This is a genomic window from Luteimicrobium subarcticum, from assembly GCF_002798015.1.
GTDB classification, from domain to species: Bacteria; Actinomycetota; Actinomycetes; order Actinomycetales; family Cellulomonadaceae; genus Luteimicrobium; species Luteimicrobium subarcticum.
In genome coordinates this window covers 89440-106339 of the sequence record NZ_PGTZ01000006.1, presented here as the reverse complement: position 1 = coordinate 106339, position 16900 = coordinate 89440, and the positions used below count along the sequence as shown (strand labels likewise).

The following is a 16900-nucleotide window of genomic DNA, read 5'->3' as shown; positions in this document are numbered from 1 at the left end:
CGGGACGCACCGCACCGCACCACGCGCTGCACCGCAAGGTGGTCGACGAACCAGCAGCCATGACGACGGGAGGGGGTCGCCACATGATCGTTCTTCGACGCGAGATCGGGGACGTGCTGCGCGACGTGCGGCAGCGCCAGGGCAGGACCCTGCGTGAGGTGTCGTCAGCGGCCCGCGTCTCCCTCGGGTATCTCAGCGAGGTGGAGCGCGGCCAGAAGGAGGCGTCCTCGGAGCTGCTCGGCTCGATCTGCGAGGCGCTCGACGTGCCCCTGTGGCTCGTGCTCCGCGAGGTCTCCGACCGGGTCGCGGTCGCAGAGGGCTTCTCGATCCCCGACACCGTCCCGGCCGACCTCACCATGTCGGCGCTCGCGGCGCCGCCCGTGGGGGACTCCCGTGACGAGCTCGTCCGCGAGCTCCTGCGCGAGCCGTCCCGCGGCTACCGCGCCCCCGACGACCTGGCCCCCGTGGGCTGAGGCCCCGGTCCCGGCTGGCAGGCCGGGCACCAGTACAGCTGTCGCTCGTAGGGCGGCAGGTTCACGACCCCCCGCAGGACGGCCGTGCCACATCGTCGGCACGGCCGTCCTTCGCGTCCGTAGACCGCCCGGGGGACGTCCGCCGGGCCGCCGCGGGCGACCAGCGCCTCCTGCTCGAGCCGGCGGGCCGTGAGCAGGACGCGGCGCAGCACGGCGTCGCGGGCGCCTCCCGACGGCAGCCCCAGGTCGCGGACCGCGGCCCACGGGTGGACTCGCTCCGCCGCGAGCGACTCGGACGCGTAGATCGTCCCGATCCCGGCGACGCCCTGCTGGCTGAGCAGCGCATCGCCCACGGGCAGACCCACCGCGGGCGGGCGCTCGTGGTGGAACCCGCCGACCGCGTCCGCGGCGACCAGGCGACCGACGGCCTCGTCCACGCGGTCCGGGAAGTCGTCCGCGAGCAGGTCCGGCCCGAGGTGGGACAGGAGCCGGTGCTCGTCGCGCGTCGCGACGACGTCGAGCATCCCGAGGCGGTGCCCGAGGCAGGTCCACAGGTCGTTCGCGAGCGCGGCACGGACGCCGGGCGACGCGCCGCGCGCCTCGGGCGTGCCGGTCCGGGCGATGCGCCAGTACCCGTCCATCCGCAGGTGCGTGTGCAGGGTGCGCCCGTCGTCGAGGCGCACGAGCAGGTGCTTGCCGTACGCGACGACCTCCCGGACGGTGCACCCGGCGAGCCCGGCCTCGGCCACCGTGGGCCAGCGCAGCTCCGCGCGGACGAGCGGTCGTCCGGCGAGCGCCGCGTGCAGCCGCCGGGCCGTCAGCAGGACGACGTCCCCCTCGGGCACCTCCTCACCTCGCCCCGGGGCGTGTCGTGCCCGTCGGTGTCGTGCCCGTCGGTGTCGTACCGGGCGCGACACGCAGGCCGCTCGGCGCGACGGTGAAGCCCGCGGCGAGCAGCGCACGCGTCGCAGGCGTCGTGCCGCGCCCGCCCTGCACGCCGTCGAGCGTCGGCGCGCCGTCGACGCGCTGCACCGTCAGCCGCCCGAGCGTGCCCGCCCGCACCGCACCGACCAGCCGGTCCGCGGCCGCCCGCAGTGCGCGCTCGTCGGGCGTGAACGTGAGCACGGAGCGGCCGCCCCGCTCGACGTACGCGACGAGCTCGCCGGCGCAGAGCAGGACGACGGCCCCGGCCTTGCGACCCGGCCGGGCGCGCGTGCCGGCGACCGGCGGCGCCGCGACCGGCCAGGCCAGCGCCGCGCCGTACGGGTTGGCGGGGTCGGTCGCGGCGAGCAGCATCGCCCGTCCGGCGCCACGCGCCTCGGCGCCACCCGAGCCGGCGCCACCCGGGCCGGTGTCGGACTGCCGGGCCAGCTCGAGGTCCTGGGCGTGCGCGCGCAGCACGTCGACCGCGCCGGGCAGCGCGAACTGGGACCCTCCGAGGTGCTCGACGAAGTACCCGCGCCGCACCCGTCCCAGCGACTCCTCTTCCGCGAGCACCCGGTAGACGCCCCGGAAGTACCCGGTGACGTCCTCTGCGGCGGCGACCCCGCGCGTCAGGACGCCGTACCGGTCGAGCAGCACGGACGTCAGCGCGTGCGTCCGGCGCGTGGCGTCGGGCTCGCGCCCGGGCAGCGCGGCCCACCGCCCGGTCCCGCCGCGCAGGTCGTCCCGGGCCGTGCGTCCGACACCCAGGCCGAAGCCCGCGCGCCGCGTCATCGGCCGCGCCCGTGCGGGCGCGCGCGGGGCCCGGTGCGCGCCGCCCGCCGTCCCGAGCCGGCTCCGCAGGGCGGCCAGCCCGTCGTTGGTGACGCGGCCCGCCCACACCAGGTCCCACAGGGACTCCAGCACCGCGACGGGTGATGCCTCGACCAGCTCGGCCAGCCGTCCGACGAACACGCCGCCCGACCGGTCGAGCACGTCGAGCACGGCACGGTGCAGGTCGGTGCCCGCGCCGACGTCGTCGAGCGCGGGGACGTCGGGCAGGGTGAGGTGCGCGGTGTCGGCGAGATGGAGGCTCACGAGCCCGTCGCCGCCGCCCGAGCCGGCGATCGCGGCGTGCCCGCACCACAGCACCTCGCCTGAGGTGGTGAGCTCGTCGAGCAGCGCGGGCGTGTAGCCGCGCACCCGGGAGGGCAGGACGAGCGACTCGAGCGCGCTCGCCGGCACGGCCGCCCCGGAGAGCTGCTCGACGACCCGCAGCAGGCCGTCGGCGCCGCTCAGCGGCGGGGCACCGTGCGACGAACCGTCCGTGACGTTCTGCCACTGCGGCAGGAACACGCCGAGCGTCTCCGGGGGGACCGGCTCCACCTCGGCGCGCAGGGCGGCGAGCGACCGGCGACGCAGCCGGCGCAGCACCTCCGCGTCGCAGACCTCGTCGCCGGTCCCGCCGAGCGCTGGGGGCCGCAGCCGTCCCCGCACCAGGACCCCGCTCGCGACCAGCCGCGCCACGACGTCCGCGACGACCGCCCTCCCCAGCCCGAACCGGTGCGCGACGTCCGCCGCGGGGAACGGTCCGTGCGTGCGCGCGTGGCGGCGCACCAGGTCGCCCAGCGCGTCCGGGACCGGCTCGAGCAGCGCCTCCGGCAGACCGACCGGCAGAGCGACGCCGAGCGCGTCGCGCAGCCGGCCCGCGTCCTCGGCCACGGCCCACTGCTCGACGTCGTCGGCGGGCGCGCCCGCGACGCGGACCCGCACCACCCGGCGCGCCGCCTCGAGACCGGCGAGCCAGCGCGGGACGTCGTCCGCGGACTCGTCCCGCACGCGCCGGACGACCTCCCGCCCCGGCAGCGGTCCCACCCGGCGCAGCACGTCCCAGAGCGCCTCGGCGTCCTTCGCCCGGCGGTCCGGGGCGAGGTGCTGCAGCTCGTCCTCCGTGCGGACGACCTGGTCCGGGTCGAGGAGGTCCGCGAGGTCGCCGGCCCCCTCGGCCCCCAGGAGCTCGGACAGGAGCGTCGGGTCGAGCACGAGGGCTGCGGCGCGCCGCTCCGCGAGCGGGGCGTCACCGTCGTAGAGGAACTGGGCGGTGTACCCGAACAGGAGGGACTGGGCGAAGGGCGACGGGCTGGGAGTCGTCACCTCGACCACCCGCACGCGGCGCGAGCGCACCTCGTCCATGAGCGTCGTGAGGGCGGCCGTGTCGAAGTCGTCCTGGAGGCACTCGCGCGCCGCCTCGAGCACGATCGGGAACTGCGGGAACTGGGACGCGACCGCGAGGAGCTGGGCGGAGCGCTGACGCTGCTGCCACAGCGGCTGCCGCCGGTCCGGGCGCCGGCGGGGCAGCAGCAGGGCCCGCGCCGCGGCCTCGCGGAAGCGCGCGCCGAAGAGCACCGAGCCGCCGAGGGCGTCCCGGACCTGCTCGACGACCTCGTCCGGCTCGATGAGCAGGTCGTCGAGCCCGACCCCGCCCGTCCCGACCCCGCCGGCGGCGCCCGGAGCGTCCGGGCCGGACGCGTCGTCCCAGCCGCCGAGCACGTCCTCCGCGTCGGGCACGCGCAGCACGATGCCGTCGTCCGAGTGGAGCGCGGAGACGTCCACGCCGAGCCGCTCGCGCAGCCGGCGCGCCACCACGAGCGCCCACGGCGCGTGCACGCGCGCACCGTAGGGCGAGTGGACGACGACGCGCCAGTCGCCCAGCTCGTCGCGGAACCGCTCGACGACCACGGTGCGGTCGTCGGGCACCGATCCGGTCGCGGCCCGCTGCTCCGCGAGGTACGCGAGCAGGTTGTCGGCCGCCCAGTCGTCGAGCCCGTCGGCGCGCAGCGTCGCGTGCGCGGCGGACGGGTCGGCCGTCGCCGCGGCCGACGTCTCGCGCACCCACGCGCCGACGGCCCGCCCGAGCTCGGCCGGCCGACCGGGGGAGTCACCCTTCCAGAACGGCAGGCGCCCCGGCAGCCCGGGCGCGGGCGAGACCAGCACCCGGTCCGGCGTGATCTCCTCGATCCGCCACGTGCTCGAACCCAGCGTGAACGTGTCGCCCACGCGCGACTCGTACACCATCTCCTCGTCGAGCTCGCCGACGCGGCGCGCCTGCCGGCCGCGCGCCACGCCCGCGTCGGCGTCCCCTCCGGCGCTCGCCGTCCCGTCGACGGTGGCGTCGTCCGCGCCGACGAGGAACACCCCGTACAGCCCGCGGTCCGGGATCGTGCCGCCGCTCGTCACCGCGAGCCGCGCCGCGCCCGGCCGGCCGGCGAGCGTCCCCGCCGCCCGGTCCCACACCACCCGCGCCCGCAGCTCGCCGAAGTCCTCGCTCGGGTACCGCCCGGCGAGCATGTCGAGGACGGCCGTCAGCGCGCCGTCGGTCAGGCCCTCGAACGGCGCCGCCCGGCGCACCACCGTCGCCAGGTCGTCGACCGCCCACGTGTCGTGCGCGACCATCGCGACGACCTGCTGCGCGAGCACGTCGAGCGGGTTGCGCAGCACGTGCACCGCCTCGATCTCGCCCGCGCGCATGCGCCGCGCGATGACCGTCGACGGCACCAGGTCGCCCCGGAACGTCGGCAGCACCACGCCGTGCGACACCGCTCCCACCTGGTGGCCCGCACGCCCGAGGCGCTGCAGGCCGCTCGCGACGGACGGCGGCGACCCGACCTGGACGACCAGGTCGATCGCCCCCATGTCGATCCCGAGCTCGAGGGAGCTCGTCGCGACCACGGCCGGCAGGCGGCCCTCCTTGAGCTCGGTCTCGGTGCGCGTGCGCTCGGCCCGGCTCATCGAGCCGTGGTGGGCGCGCGCCACGACCGGTTCGACGCCCGCGCTCGCACCCGACTGGGCCTGCACCTGCGCCGCCCGCACCGTCCCCGGGTCGAGGACCTCCTCGCCCTGCCGCTCCGCCCACAGCTCGTTGAGCCGTGCCGTGAGGCGCTCGGCCCCGCGGCGCGAGTTGGTGAACACCAGCGTCGACCGGTTCACCCGCCCGCCCGCCCCGGGCGCCGCGCCCGTGTCCTGCGCGACGAGGTCCACGATGCGCTCCTCGACGTGCGGCCACACCGACGACCGGTTCCCGGGTCGTGCCGCGCCGTCGGTCGCCGCGCCCGCGCCGGGAGCCCCGCCGACCGCGGGCACGCCGGGGTCGCCCGGCAGCGGCATCGCGGCGGCGCCCGTGAGGTCCGGCTCGCCCGGCGGCAGGGGCGGGAGCCCGTCCTCCGCGCCCCGCCCGGGCGCGCCGCGGTCGCGTGCCGGCGTCGCGGCCAGGTCGGAGAGGTCCGGGACCGGCACCTCCACGTCGATGCGCAGCTCCTTGCGGGACGGCGGCTGCACGACCACGACCTCGCGACCCCCGTCCGGCACCGTCCGGGCACCACCCAGGAACCGGGCGACGGCGTCGACCGGACGGACCGTCGCCGACAGCCCGATCCGCTGCGCCGGGGCGGGGAGCATCGCGTCGAGCCGCTCGAGCGACACCGCGAGGTGCGCGCCGCGCTTCGTGCCCGCGAGCGCGTGGATCTCGTCGACGATCACCGTCTGCACGCCCGCGAGCCCCGCCCGCGCCCCCGACGTCAGCACGAGGAACAGTGACTCGGGCGTCGTCACCAGCACGTCCGGGGGAGCGGTGGGGAACGCGCGGCGCTCGCGGGCGGGCGTGTCGCCCGTGCGCAGGCCGACCTCGACGTCGCGCACGGGCTCGTTCCGCCGGGCGGCCGCCTGCCGGATGCCGGTCAGGGGGGAGCGCAGGTTCCGCTCGACGTCCGCGGCGAGCGCCTTGAGCGGCGAGACGTACAGCACGCGGCAGCGTTCGGCCGGGACCGCCGGCTCCGCGTCGGGGCGCACGAGCCGGTCGATCGACCAGAGGAACGCAGCGAGGGTCTTGCCCGAGCCGGTGGGCGCGACGACGAGCGCGTGGCGACCCGAGCCGACAGCCTCCCAGGCACCCGCCTGCGCCGCGGTGGGCGCCTCGAACGCCCCGGCGAACCAGTCGCGCGTCGGAGCGCCGAAGCCTGCGAGAGGGTTCGGGTCCGGGGCGGCCATGCGCCCATTGTGTCCGGGGCCGCCGACACCGGCAGGCGGGACGACGGTCGCCGTGCAGGTCGTGGCAGGCTGGACCCGTGCGCTACAGCGAGTTCTGGTCCCTGGTCGACGACGTGTACGGGGAGGGTTACGGCCGCACCCTGGTCGGCACGCAGGTCCTGACGGAGCTCGGCTCGCGCACCGCGCAGGCCGCCCTCGACGCCGGCGTCGAGCCGCGGACCGTCTGGCACGCGCTGTGCGACGCCATGGACGTCCCCGACAGCGCGCGCTGGGGCAGCGACCGGTACCGTCAGGCACCGCCACGATGAGTGGCGCAGGGCGTCGACGAACGACGGCGGCCGCCCGACGGCGCTGAGCCGCCGGGAGGCGCACCCGACGGCACGAGCACCCGACGCGAGAGAGGGCGGACCATGACGACTTCGGGGCACGACCTCCGGCCGGAGGACGGGGCCGACCTCGCGGACCGGCGCGCGGGGGCGTTCGCGACCGACCTGTGGAACTCGGTGTGGTCGCTCGTGGCGACGACGCTCGGGCTGGGCGTCGCGCTGGTGGTCGTGCCGGACGTCCACGTGTCGTCGTGGTGGTCCGTGCTGCTCGTGGCGCTCGTCGTGACGCTCGGGGACGCCCTGCTGCGCGCGCCGCTGCGGGTCCTCGCGCGACGGTTCGGGCCTGGCGGGGCGCTGCTGCTGGGCCTCCTCGCGCAGCTCGCGGTCGCGTGGGCCGCCCTGAACCTCCTGCCGGGCGTGAGCGCCGAGTCGGTGTGGGACGCGGTCGCGGTGCTGCTGCTCTCGGCGGTCGTCATGGTCGTGGGGCGCTGGCTCATCGGGCTGCGCGACAACGACTACGCGCTCGGGGACCTGCGGCGGCGGGCGCGTCGCGGGGCCCGCCGCGCCGCGCGCCGGGACGCGGGCGGCGGGCCGGCGCCGGCCCGGCCGACCACCACGCCCGGCCTGCTCGTCGTCCAGCTCGACGGACTCGCCGCCCCGACGCTCGAGCACGCGGTCCGTGCGGGCCTCGCGCCGAACCTCGCGTCGTGGCTGCGCGCCGGGACGCACCGCGCCGAGACGTGGTGGGCGCAGGTGCCGTCGACGACGCCCGCGAGCCAGGCCGGGCTGCTGCACGGCGCGGCCGACCACGTGCCCGCGTTCCGCTGGTGGGACCGCGACCTCGGCCGCCTCCTGGTCACCAACCACCCGGCCGACGCGGCCGTCCTCGAGGAACGCCTCTCGGACGGGCGCGGTCTCCTCGCCGGCGGCGGCGTCGCCGTGTCGACGATGTTCTCGGGCGACGCGGCGTCGAGCCTGCTCGTCGTCAGCCGCGCGCGGGCGGGCCTGGGCCCGGGGGCGACGTTCGTCCAGTTCTTCTCGAGCCCGTTCGTCCTGGCGCGTGCCGCGCTCCTGACCGTCGGTGAGCTCCTCAAGGAGCTGTACCAGGGGTGGCAGCAGACGGTGCGGCGCGTCGAGCCGCGCGTCTCGCGCCTCGGTGCCTACCCCGTCCTGCGGGCGATCACGAACGTGCTGCTGCGCGACCTCAACACGTCGCTCGTCGCGGAGGCGATGGTGGACGGCGCCCCGGTCGTCTTCGTGGACTTCGTGGACTACGACGAGGTGGCGCACCACGCCGGGCCGCTGCGCCCGGAGTCGCTGCGCTCGCTCGAAGGGCTCGACCGCGTGGTCGGGCTGCTCGCGAGCCTCGGGCGCGAGACGGCGCGGCCCTACGAGGTCGTCGTGCTGTCGGACCACGGGCAGTCGCTGGGCGAGCCGTTCGCGCAGGCGTTCGGCGTGACGCTCTCCGACGTCGTGACCGGTCTCATGGCCCCGGAGTCGGCGGCGGTCGGGCGGCCGGACGCGCACGGCGCGTCGGAGCGTCGCGCGCGCCGGGAGGACTGGCGCCAGGTCGCGGTCGCGCTGCGCGCCCTCGGTGGCACGCCCCGCGAGGAGGACCCCATCGGGCCCGAGCCGGACGCGCAGGCGGCGGCCGCCGACGTCGTCGTCGCGGCATCCGGCAACTTCGCGGGCGTCTGGCTGGCCGACCCTGCCGGCCCGGTCCGTCTCGGGCGGCTCGTCGAGCGCTGGCCCGACCTCGTGCCGGGCCTCGCTGCGCACCGCGGCGTGGGCGTCGTCGTCGTGCGTGACGAGGACGGCGTGGCCGTCGCGGTGGACGAGACCGGGGTGCGCCGGCTCGTGCCGGACCCGGACCGACCCGGTGCGCCGGCTCCCGTCGCCGACGGCGCACACGACCCCGTGGCCCGGTACGGCCCCCAGGCCGCCGCCGACCTCGCGCGTGCGGCACGGCTGCCCGGGTCGCCCGACGTGCTCGTGGTGTCGTCCGTGGACGACGCCGGGATGGTCCACCCCTTCGAGGGGCTCGTCGGGTCGCACGGCGGGCTCGGGGGCGAGCAGAACCACGCGGTCCTGCTGCATCCCACGGCGTGGCAGGTGGACGACGCGCTGCGGTCCGACGTCGGCGGCGCCCGGATGCTCGTGGGCGCCGACGCAGTCCACCGCCAGCTCGTCGCGTGGCTCGAGGAGCACGGTGAGCGGGCGCCTGCCGACGGTGCTGACGACGCCGGTGGTGACACCGTGAGCGACGCCCCGCGCAAGGCCCCGAGCGAGGACCGGGTGCGCCCGTGACGGACGCCGTCCGCATGACGTGGCTGGGCCACTCGACCGTCGTGCTCGAACGGGCCGGCGTGCGGGTCGTGACGGACCCGTTGCTCGGCCGGCACGCCGGCGTCCTGCGGCGCCGGGGGCCGCGCCCGGAGCGGGTGTGGCAGGGGGCGGCTGCCGCGGTCGTGTCGCACCTGCACCACGACCACGCGGAGCTGTCGTCGTTGCGGCTGCTCGGCGACGTCCCGGTGCTCACGGCTCCGGCGAACGCACGGTGGCTGCGGTCGCGGGGCATCGCGGGCGGCACGGGGCTCAGGCCGGACGAGTGGTTCGACGTGGCCCCGGGCGTCTCGGTGCGGCTGACGCCGGCGGTGCACGGTCACCGGCCGATGCCGCACCGCCCGAACGCGGCGAACGGGCACCTGGTCCGGTTCGCGGGCGCCGACGGCAGAGGGGCGCTGACCGTCTGGGCGGTCGGGGACACCGAGCTGTTCGGCGGCCTCGCCGCGGTGCCAGAGCTCGCGGGAGGGCCGCCGGACGTGGTGCTGGTGCCCGTCTCGGGCTGGGGACCGCGCCTGTCCGGCGGCCACATGGGCCCGCTGCAGGCCGCGGAGCTGTGCGCGCTGGTGGGCGCCCGGGCCGCGGTGCCCGTCCACTGGGGGACGCTGCACGCGCCGGGCGGCCGCTACCTGCCCCCCGGCTGGATGGATCGACCGGGCGAGCTGTTCGCGGTCGAGGTGGCACGCGTGGCCCCGACGACACGGGTGCTCGTGCTGCGCCCGGGCGGGTCGGACGAGGTCGCGGCGGCCTGACGCGCCGGTCCGGGCGTGTCGCGGCGGATCGAACACCTGTTCGGTTATCGTGGTGCACAGCCCCGGGAGTCCGAGGCGGTGTGCACAGCTCGCGGGTGGCACGCCGACGTTGTCGGTGGCTCCCCGTAGCGTCGTCCCCGATGAGTCCAGCAGCCACGCGCCGCGGAGGCGCGAACAGCCCGAAGGTGGCCCAGATGCCCGCACCAGCAGACCGCGAGAAGGCGCTCGAGGCCGCCCTCGCCCAGATCGACCGAAACTTCGGCAAGGGATCCGTGATGCGCCTCGGCGAGGAGGGTCGCGCCCCCGTCGACGTCATCCCCACGGGCTCCATCGCGCTCGACATCGCGCTCGGCATCGGCGGCCTGCCGCGCGGCCGCGTCGTCGAGGTCTACGGCCCCGAGTCCTCCGGCAAGACGACGGTGGCCCTGCACGCGGTCGCCAGCGCGCAGCGGGCTGGCGGTATCGCGGCCTTCATCGACGCCGAGCACGCCCTCGACCCCGAGTACGCCAAGAAGCTCGGCGTCGACACCGACGCCCTCCTCGTGTCGCAGCCCGACACGGGGGAGCAGGCGCTCGAGATCGCGGACATGCTGATCCGCTCCGGCGCGCTCGACATCATCGTCATCGACTCGGTCGCGGCCCTCGTGCCCAAGGCCGAGATCGAGGGCGAGATGGGCGACAGCCACGTCGGTCTGCAGGCGCGACTCATGTCGCAGGCGCTGCGCAAGATCACGGGCGCGCTCAGTGCGTCGGGCACCACCGCGATCTTCATCAACCAGCTCCGCGAGAAGATCGGAGTCTTCTTCGGCTCGCCTGAGACGACGACCGGTGGCAAGGCGTTGAAGTTCTACGCGTCGGTCCGCCTGGACATCCGCCGCATCGAGACCCTCAAGGAGGGCACCGACGCGGTCGGTAACCGCACGCGCGTCAAGGTCGTCAAGAACAAGATGGCACCGCCGTTCAAGCAGGCCGAGTTCGACATCCTGTACGGAGTCGGCATCTCCCGCGAGGGCGGCCTCATCGACATGGGCGTGGAGCACGGGTTCGTGCGCAAGTCGGGCTCGTGGTTCACCTACGACGGCGACCAGCTCGGGCAGGGCAAGGAGAACGCGCGGTCGTTCCTCCGTGACAACCCCGACCTCGCCAACGAGCTCGAGAAGAAGATCAAGGAGAAGCTCGGCGTCGGCCCGCAGGTCGACGTCCCGGCCGAGGATGCGCCCGCAGCGGCTCCCGCCGCCAAGGGGAAGGCCGGCGCGGAGTCGCCGTTCTGACGGGCACGTCGGGCCGGTCGGGCTCGGGGCGGCCGCCGCGGTCGCCCCGAGCCCGCCGTACCGATGACGAGGTGTCGGCCGTGCCGACCGGGTCGCGCGAGGACCAGCTCGAGGCGGCCCGCGCGGTTGCGCTCCGGATCCTCTCCGGCGCACCCCGCAGCGCCAAGCAGCTCGGTGACTCGCTGCGCCAGAGGGGCCACGCCGACGACGTCGTCGAGGAGATCGTCGAGCGGTACGTCGATGTCGGCCTCCTCGACGACGCCGCGCTCGCCGGCATGGTCACCCGCAGCCGGCTCGCCGAGCGCGGACTGTCGCGTCGGGGCATCGCCGCCGACCTGCGCCGCCGCGGCATCGGTGACGACGACATCGCCGGTGCCCTCGAACAGGTCGACGACGACACCGAGCTCGAGGCCGCGCGCACCGTGGCACGCGCCCGCCTGCGGCGCACCGTGGGGCTGGACCGTGACGTCCGCGTCCGGCGCGCCGTCGGCACCCTCGCCCGCAAGGGGTACTCGCCCGGGCTCGCGCTGCGCGTGGTCAGCGAAGAGCTCGGCGTCGAGCGCGACGAGCTCGCCGATGCGTCGGATCTCGACGACGCCTGACGGTGAGAATGTCGGCGGCCTTCCCGGGCCGCGCTCAGCGCGCGGGAGCGGGGATCGGCGGGGGAGTGGCTCCCACGATGCCGCCCGCGGCACCGGGCTCGCCGCCGTCCGCGTGGTGGTGCCGACGGCGTCGGCGGACGCGCTGCGCGAGCGTGGTGAGCGTGTAGTTCACGATCACGAAGATCACCGCGGCCACCAAGAGCGACTGCAAGATGTTTCCGTGCGCGGCACCGAGCCGACGGGACTGCTGCAGCAGCTCGGTGTACCCGATCGCGTAGCCGAGCGCGGAGTCCTTGAGCGCCACGACGAGCTGGCTGAGCAGTGCGGGGAGCATCGCGGACAGGGCCTGCGGCACCTCGACCGTGCGCAGCGACTGCCCCGTCGTGAGCCCGATCGCGAGCCCCGCCTCCCGCTGCCCGCGCGGCAGGTTGTGCACCCCCGACCGGACGAGCTCCGCGATGACGGAGCCGTTGTAGAGCATCAACGACACCACGACCGCGAAGAAGGGGATGTACTGCGACTGGAACACCCCGTTGTACGCGAAGAACAGCGAGAAGAAGATCATCATGAGCAGCACGGGCACCGCACGGAAGAACTCCACGACCGTCCCGCTCGCGGCCCGCACCCAGCGGCTCGACGCGAGCCGCCCGAGCCCGAACACGAGCCCGAACAGCAGCGCGAGCGCGATCGACGCGGCGGCGGCCTCGAGCGTCGACACCAGGCCCGGCAGGTAGAAGTTCTTCCACGCGTCGGCGGTGAGCAGGGGCGACCAGAGGGCGCCGTCGAGCTGGCCGTTCTCGGCGAACGCGCGGACCACCACGGCGAGACCGCCGACCACGACGAGCACGCCCACGACGTTGCCGATCGCGATGAGGCGTCGGCCCCTCGGTCCGGGGGCGTCGAACAGCACGGTCGAGTCGGTCATCGTTGCACCGCCAGCCTGCGCGAGAGCGCGGTCGTCGCGAAGCCGACCGGGATCACGAGGATCACGTAGCCGATCGCGAACGTCAGGAAGATCGCCACGAGCAGGCTCGAGTTGAACTCGAGCATGTTCTTCATGAGGCTCGACGTCTCGGTCGAGACCCCGACGACGGACGCGACGGTCGAGTTCTTGGTGAGCGCGATGAGGGTGCTCCCGAGCGGTGCGACGGATCCACGGAACGCCTGGGGGAGGATCACGATCCGCGCGGCGGGCAGGAACGTCAGCCCGATCGCGCGCGCCGCCTCCGCCTGCCCGACCGGCACCGTGTTGACGCCCGATCGGATCGCCTCGCACACGAACGAGGCCGTGTAGACCGAGAGGCCGACGATGGCGAGCCGGAAGAAGTTCTTCTGCAGGTCGTCCGACAGCGTCACGTGGAGCTGCGCCCACACCCCGAGGGTGAGGAACACCATGATGATCGTCAGCGGGGTGTTGCGGAAGACGGTGACGTACGCCGTCCCGGCCCACCGCAGCGAGCCCACCGGCGAGATGCGGAACAGCGCGAGGACCGTCCCGATCACCAGGGCGAACAGTGCCGACCACAGGGTCAGCTGGATGTTCACCCAGAACGCCCCGAGCACGTCGTACTGCTTGAAGAGCTCGCCGAACCCCGAGTCGCTGCCCAGCGTCCTCACCGTCCCTCCCGTCGATCCTGTGCGGGCGTCCGAGCCGGACGCGCCGCCTGCCGTGCACGGTCACGGCCGGGGACGACGGTGCGAGCCGTCGTCCCCGGCCGTCACGTCAGCTGGAGGCGCCGCAGGGCGCCACCGTCGGCGGGTTCTTGTCCGCGTCGGGCTTGTAGCCCGTGCCGTCGGTGTTCTTGTCGAGGAACTTCTGCCACGAGCCGTCGGAGATCATCGACGTGATGGCGTCGCTGATCGCCTGGCACTGCGTCGAGTCCTGCGGGATGCCGACGCCGTAGCTCTCCTCCGAGAAGGGGCTCCCGACGAGCTTGACCTTGCCCTTGTTCTGCGGCTGTGCCGCGAGGCCCGCGAGGATGATGTCGTCGGTGGTCACGGCGTCCACGGCACCGCTGGTCAGCGCGGTGACGCACTCGGCGTACCCGGGGTACTCGACCAGCTGGACGGTGTCGGCGTACGTGTCCTTGATCTTCTGTGCCGACGTCGAGCCGGTCACCGAGCAGAGCTTCTTGCCCGCGAGCGCGTCGGGCCCGGTGATGTCGCTGTTGTCGTTCGCGACGAGGAGGTCCTGGCCGGCGACGAAGTACGGCCCGGCGAACGCGACGGTCTTCTTGCGCTCGTCCGTGATCGAGTAGGTCGCGACCACCATGTCGACCTGGTGGCTGCTCAGGAGCGACTCACGCTGCGCGGACGGCGACTCCTTCCACGTGATCTGGTCCGCGTCGTACCCGAGCTTCTTCGCGATGTAGGTCGCGACGTCGACGTCGAAGCCGCTGTACGTGCTGCCGGCCTGGAATCCCAGGCCGGGCTGGTCGAACTTGATGCCGATGGTGATCTTCTTGTCGTCACCGCCGCTGCCGCTGCCGCAGGCGGAGAGTGCGAGCGTCGCAGCGGCGGCGAGTGCCACCGCGCTGAGGAGTCGTGTGCGCATGGTGTCCCTTTCGTCGGTTCCTGGTTCGGTGGGTTCGGGAGATTCGTCGGTGGGTGCGGGTACGGGTGCGCGCGCGGTGGCCCGGCGCGGGTCAGTGGCTGAGGATCTTGGACAGGAAGTCCTGGGCGCGGGTGCTCTGCGGGTGGGTGAAGAACTCGTCCGGGGTGGCCTGCTCGACGAGCTGGCCGTCGGCCATGAAGACGACACGGTCGCCGGCCTTGCGGGCGAACCCCATCTCGTGGGTGACGACGACCATCGTCATGCCGTCGCGGGCGAGGGAGACCATGACGTCGAGCACCTCGCCGACCATCTCGGGGTCGAGCGCGGACGTCGGCTCGTCGAAGAGCATGACCTTGGGGTGCATGGCGAGAGCCCGGGCGATGGCGACGCGCTGCTGCTGCCCGCCCGAGAGCTGCGCGGGGAGCTTGTCGGCCTGGTCCTGCACGCCGACGCGCGACAGGAGCTCCATGGCCTCGTCCTTGGCCTCGGCCTTCTTGACCTTGCGGACCTTGACGGGCCCGAGCGTGACGTTGTCGAGCACGGACCTGTGCGCGAAGAGGTTGAACGACTGGAAGACCATGCCGACGTCGGACCGCAGCCGGGCGAGGGGTCGGCCCTCCTCGGGGAGGGGGACGCCGTCGACGCGGATCGTGCCCGAGTCGATGGGCTCGAGCCGGTTGATCGCTCGGCACATCGTGGACTTGCCCGATCCGGACGGTCCGACGACGACCAGGACCTCGCCCTTGCTGACGGTCAGGTCGATGTCGCGCAGCACGTGAAGCTCGCCGAAGTGCTTGTTCACGCCGACCAGCTCGACGACCGGTGTGGATGTGCTGTGCGTCACCTCTGCCATCTGTCGACCCTAGACGAAAGCCTCAGCCAGCACATGTCCGACAGATAACGCTCTCGACACGATCCTGTGACCCCCGCGGCTGCGGAGCACCGCAGCACGCGACGGGAAGGTCATGCATCCGTCGCACGCCGACGCGCCCGTTACCCTGGTGAGGATGTCCACGCAAGCCACTCCCACGCAGCCGCGCACCTACGCCGTGCGCACGCTCGGCTGTCAGATGAACGTCCACGACTCCGAGCACATGGCCGGCCTGCTCGAAGACGCCGGTTACACCAAGGCGTCCGCTGCGGCCGAGGTGGACGGCGACGTCGACATCGTGGTCATCAACACGTGCGCGGTGCGCGAGAACGCCGCGACCCGTCTCTACGGGAACCTCGGCCAGCTCGCGTCGGTCAAGGCGCGGCGGCCGGGCATGCAGATCGCCGTGGGCGGCTGCCTCGCGCAGAAGGACCGCGGCACGATCGTCGAGAAGGCGCCGTGGGTGGACGTCGTGTTCGGCACCCACAACCTGGACGCCCTCCCGGTGCTGCTCGAGCGGGCCCGGCACAACGAGGCCGCGCAGGTCGAGATCCACGAGTCGCTGCAGGTGTTCCCGTCGACCCTGCCGACGCGTCGCGAGTCCGTGTACGCGGGCTGGGTGTCCATCAGCGTCGGCTGCAACAACACGTGCACCTTCTGCATCGTGCCGCACCTGCGCGGCAGGGAGCGCGACCGCCGGCCCGGCGAGATCCTCGCGGAGGTCGAGGCGCTCGTCGCGGCGGGCGCGGTCGAGGTCACGCTGCTCGGCCAGAACGTCAACAGCTACGGCGTCGAGTTCGGCGACCGCGCGGCGTTCGCGAAGCTGCTGCGCGCCTGCGGGACGATCGACGGGCTGGAGCGTGTCCGCTTCACCTCGCCGCACCCGGCGGCGTTCACCGACGACGTCATCGCCGCGATGGCCGAGACGCCGAACGTCATGCCCCAGCTCCACATGCCGCTGCAGTCCGGTTCGGACGCCGTGCTGCGAGCGATGCGCCGCTCGTACCGCTCCGAGAAGTTCCTCGGGATCCTCGACCGCGTGCGCGCCGCCATGCCGGACGCGGCGATCACGACGGACCTCATCGTCGGCTTCCCGACCGAGACGGACGCGGACTTCGAGGAGACCCTGCGGGTCGTCGAGGCGTCGCGGTTCTCGTCCGCGTTCGCGTTCCAGTACTCGACCCGCCCGGGCACGCCGGCGGCCGACCTGCCCGAGCTGCCGAAGGCGGTGGTGCAGGAGCGGTTCGAGCGGCTGCTCGCGCTCCAGGAGCGCATCAGCGCCCAGGAGTCGGCCCGTCAGGTGGGACGCACGCTCGAGGTGCTCGTCACCGAGGGGTCCGGTCGCAAGGACGGCGAGACGCACCGGCTCACGGGCCGCGCCGCGGACAACCGCCTGGTCCACTTCGCGCTTCCTGCGCCCGAGACCCCGGCGCCCGGCGCGTCGACCGCAGGGCTGACCGGCGGCGCCGACGACCCCCGCCTGGCGGCCGATCTCCCCGCCGACCTGCCGCGCCCCGGCGACATGGTCCGTGTCGACGTGACGCACGGCGCGCCCCACCACCTCATCGCGGACTCGGCGCTCACCGGCGGCACCTTCACGGTCCGTCGCACGCGTGCGGGTGACGCCTGGGCGGGCCGCGAGCGCGCCGCGTGCGGCATCGGCGGCGACGACCACGCGCACGGCGCGGAGCAGACGGCGGGCGGCGCGGTGCTGCTCGGCATGCCGTCGCTCGCGCGGCGCTGA

The 16900-nt window shown here is 74.7% G+C and carries 13 protein-coding genes; 7 read left to right on the top strand and 6 right to left on the bottom strand.

What is annotated here, in order from left to right; all coding sequences use genetic code 11:
• Nucleotides 1-83 precede the first annotated feature (83 nt).
• Nucleotides 84-473 carry a helix-turn-helix domain-containing protein gene (locus CLV34_RS01065; RefSeq protein ID WP_100349113.1) on the top strand — a complete coding sequence of 130 codons (390 nt, stop codon included), beginning with the start codon at nucleotides 84-86 and terminating at the stop codon, nucleotides 471-473.
• On the opposite strand, the gene CLV34_RS01060 is transcribed toward CLV34_RS01065, so the two are convergent.
• Both CLV34_RS01060 and CLV34_RS01055 read right to left on the bottom strand, forming a co-directional pair.
• Complete coding sequence (locus CLV34_RS01060; protein WP_100348434.1) at nucleotides 437-1318, bottom strand: DNA-formamidopyrimidine glycosylase family protein; 882 nt, start codon at nucleotides 1316-1318, stop codon at nucleotides 437-439. The two genes, CLV34_RS01065 and CLV34_RS01060, sit on opposite strands and share 37 nt — an antisense overlap.
• 4 nt (nucleotides 1319-1322) lie before the next feature.
• The gene (locus CLV34_RS01055) at nucleotides 1323-6437 is read right to left on the bottom strand and encodes an Lhr family helicase (RefSeq protein ID WP_100348433.1); all 5115 of its coding nucleotides are present in this window, start codon (nucleotides 6435-6437) and stop codon (nucleotides 1323-1325) included.
• A gap of 77 nt (nucleotides 6438-6514) precedes the next feature.
• Between CLV34_RS01055 and CLV34_RS01050 the strand changes: the two genes are divergently transcribed.
• From CLV34_RS01050 to CLV34_RS01030, 5 genes are all read left to right on the top strand, one after another.
• Nucleotides 6515-6745 carry a DUF3046 domain-containing protein gene (locus CLV34_RS01050; protein WP_100348432.1) on the top strand — a complete coding sequence of 77 codons (231 nt, stop codon included), beginning with the start codon at nucleotides 6515-6517 and terminating at the stop codon, nucleotides 6743-6745.
• A gap of 102 nt (nucleotides 6746-6847) precedes the next feature.
• Nucleotides 6848-9070 carry an alkaline phosphatase family protein gene (locus CLV34_RS01045; RefSeq protein ID WP_100349112.1) on the top strand — a complete coding sequence of 741 codons (2223 nt, stop codon included), beginning with the start codon at nucleotides 6848-6850 and terminating at the stop codon, nucleotides 9068-9070.
• Nucleotides 9067-9858, top strand: coding sequence for an MBL fold metallo-hydrolase (locus tag CLV34_RS01040; RefSeq protein ID WP_245858867.1), 792 nt, complete (start codon nucleotides 9067-9069; stop codon nucleotides 9856-9858). Before CLV34_RS01045 ends, CLV34_RS01040 begins: the two co-directional genes overlap by 4 nt.
• Before the next feature lie 194 nt (nucleotides 9859-10052).
• On the top strand, nucleotides 10053-11129 hold the full coding sequence (recA, locus tag CLV34_RS01035; protein WP_100348431.1) for a recombinase RecA: 1077 nt from the start codon (nucleotides 10053-10055) through the stop codon (nucleotides 11127-11129).
• 80 nt (nucleotides 11130-11209) lie between these two features.
• On the top strand, nucleotides 11210-11731 hold the full coding sequence (locus CLV34_RS01030) for a regulatory protein RecX (RefSeq protein WP_157803647.1): 522 nt from the start codon (nucleotides 11210-11212) through the stop codon (nucleotides 11729-11731).
• 34 nt (nucleotides 11732-11765) lie between these two features.
• On the opposite strand, the gene CLV34_RS01025 is transcribed toward CLV34_RS01030, so the two are convergent.
• The 4 genes from CLV34_RS01025 to CLV34_RS01010 all read right to left on the bottom strand — a co-directional run bounded on the left by CLV34_RS01025 (nucleotide 11766) and on the right by CLV34_RS01010 (nucleotide 15138).
• The gene (locus tag CLV34_RS01025; RefSeq protein ID WP_100348429.1) at nucleotides 11766-12656 is read right to left on the bottom strand and encodes an amino acid ABC transporter permease; all 891 of its coding nucleotides are present in this window, start codon (nucleotides 12654-12656) and stop codon (nucleotides 11766-11768) included.
• Nucleotides 12653-13348, bottom strand: a complete 696-nt coding sequence (locus CLV34_RS01020) for an amino acid ABC transporter permease (RefSeq protein ID WP_281255154.1) — start codon at nucleotides 13346-13348, stop codon at nucleotides 12653-12655. Before CLV34_RS01020 ends, CLV34_RS01025 begins: the two co-directional genes overlap by 4 nt.
• A 106-nt stretch (nucleotides 13349-13454) precedes the next feature.
• Nucleotides 13455-14285 carry a glutamate ABC transporter substrate-binding protein gene (locus CLV34_RS01015; RefSeq protein ID WP_100348428.1) on the bottom strand — a complete coding sequence of 277 codons (831 nt, stop codon included), beginning with the start codon at nucleotides 14283-14285 and terminating at the stop codon, nucleotides 13455-13457.
• Nucleotides 14286-14376: 91 nt separating this feature from the next.
• Nucleotides 14377-15138: an amino acid ABC transporter ATP-binding protein gene (locus CLV34_RS01010; RefSeq protein ID WP_100348427.1), complete on the bottom strand. Its 762-nt coding sequence runs from the start codon at nucleotides 15136-15138 to the stop codon at nucleotides 14377-14379.
• Between the two features lie 154 nt (nucleotides 15139-15292).
• Here CLV34_RS01010 and miaB point away from each other — a divergent pair, with 154 nt between their 5' ends.
• Entirely contained in the window at nucleotides 15293-16900 is a 1608-nt protein-coding gene (gene miaB, locus CLV34_RS01005; protein ID WP_245858866.1) for a tRNA (N6-isopentenyl adenosine(37)-C2)-methylthiotransferase MiaB, read from the top strand.

Coding starts and splice junctions, on each gene's coding strand:
- CLV34_RS01025 (WP_100348429.1), bottom strand. CDS start 12,656: ATGACCGACTCGACCGTGCTGTTCGACGCCCCCGGACCGAGGGGCCGA.
- CLV34_RS01055 (WP_100348433.1), bottom strand. CDS start 6,437: ATGGCCGCCCCGGACCCGAACCCTCTCGCAGGCTTCGGCGCTCCGACG.
- CLV34_RS01015 (WP_100348428.1), bottom strand. CDS start 14,285: ATGCGCACACGACTCCTCAGCGCGGTGGCACTCGCCGCCGCTGCGACG.
- miaB (WP_245858866.1), top strand. CDS start 15,293: ATGTCCACGCAAGCCACTCCCACGCAGCCGCGCACCTACGCCGTGCGC.
- recA (WP_100348431.1), top strand. CDS start 10,053: ATGCCCGCACCAGCAGACCGCGAGAAGGCGCTCGAGGCCGCCCTCGCC.
- CLV34_RS01045 (WP_100349112.1), top strand. CDS start 6,848: ATGACGACTTCGGGGCACGACCTCCGGCCGGAGGACGGGGCCGACCTC.
- CLV34_RS01010 (WP_100348427.1), bottom strand. CDS start 15,138: ATGGCAGAGGTGACGCACAGCACATCCACACCGGTCGTCGAGCTGGTC.
- CLV34_RS01065 (WP_100349113.1), top strand. CDS start 84: ATGATCGTTCTTCGACGCGAGATCGGGGACGTGCTGCGCGACGTGCGG.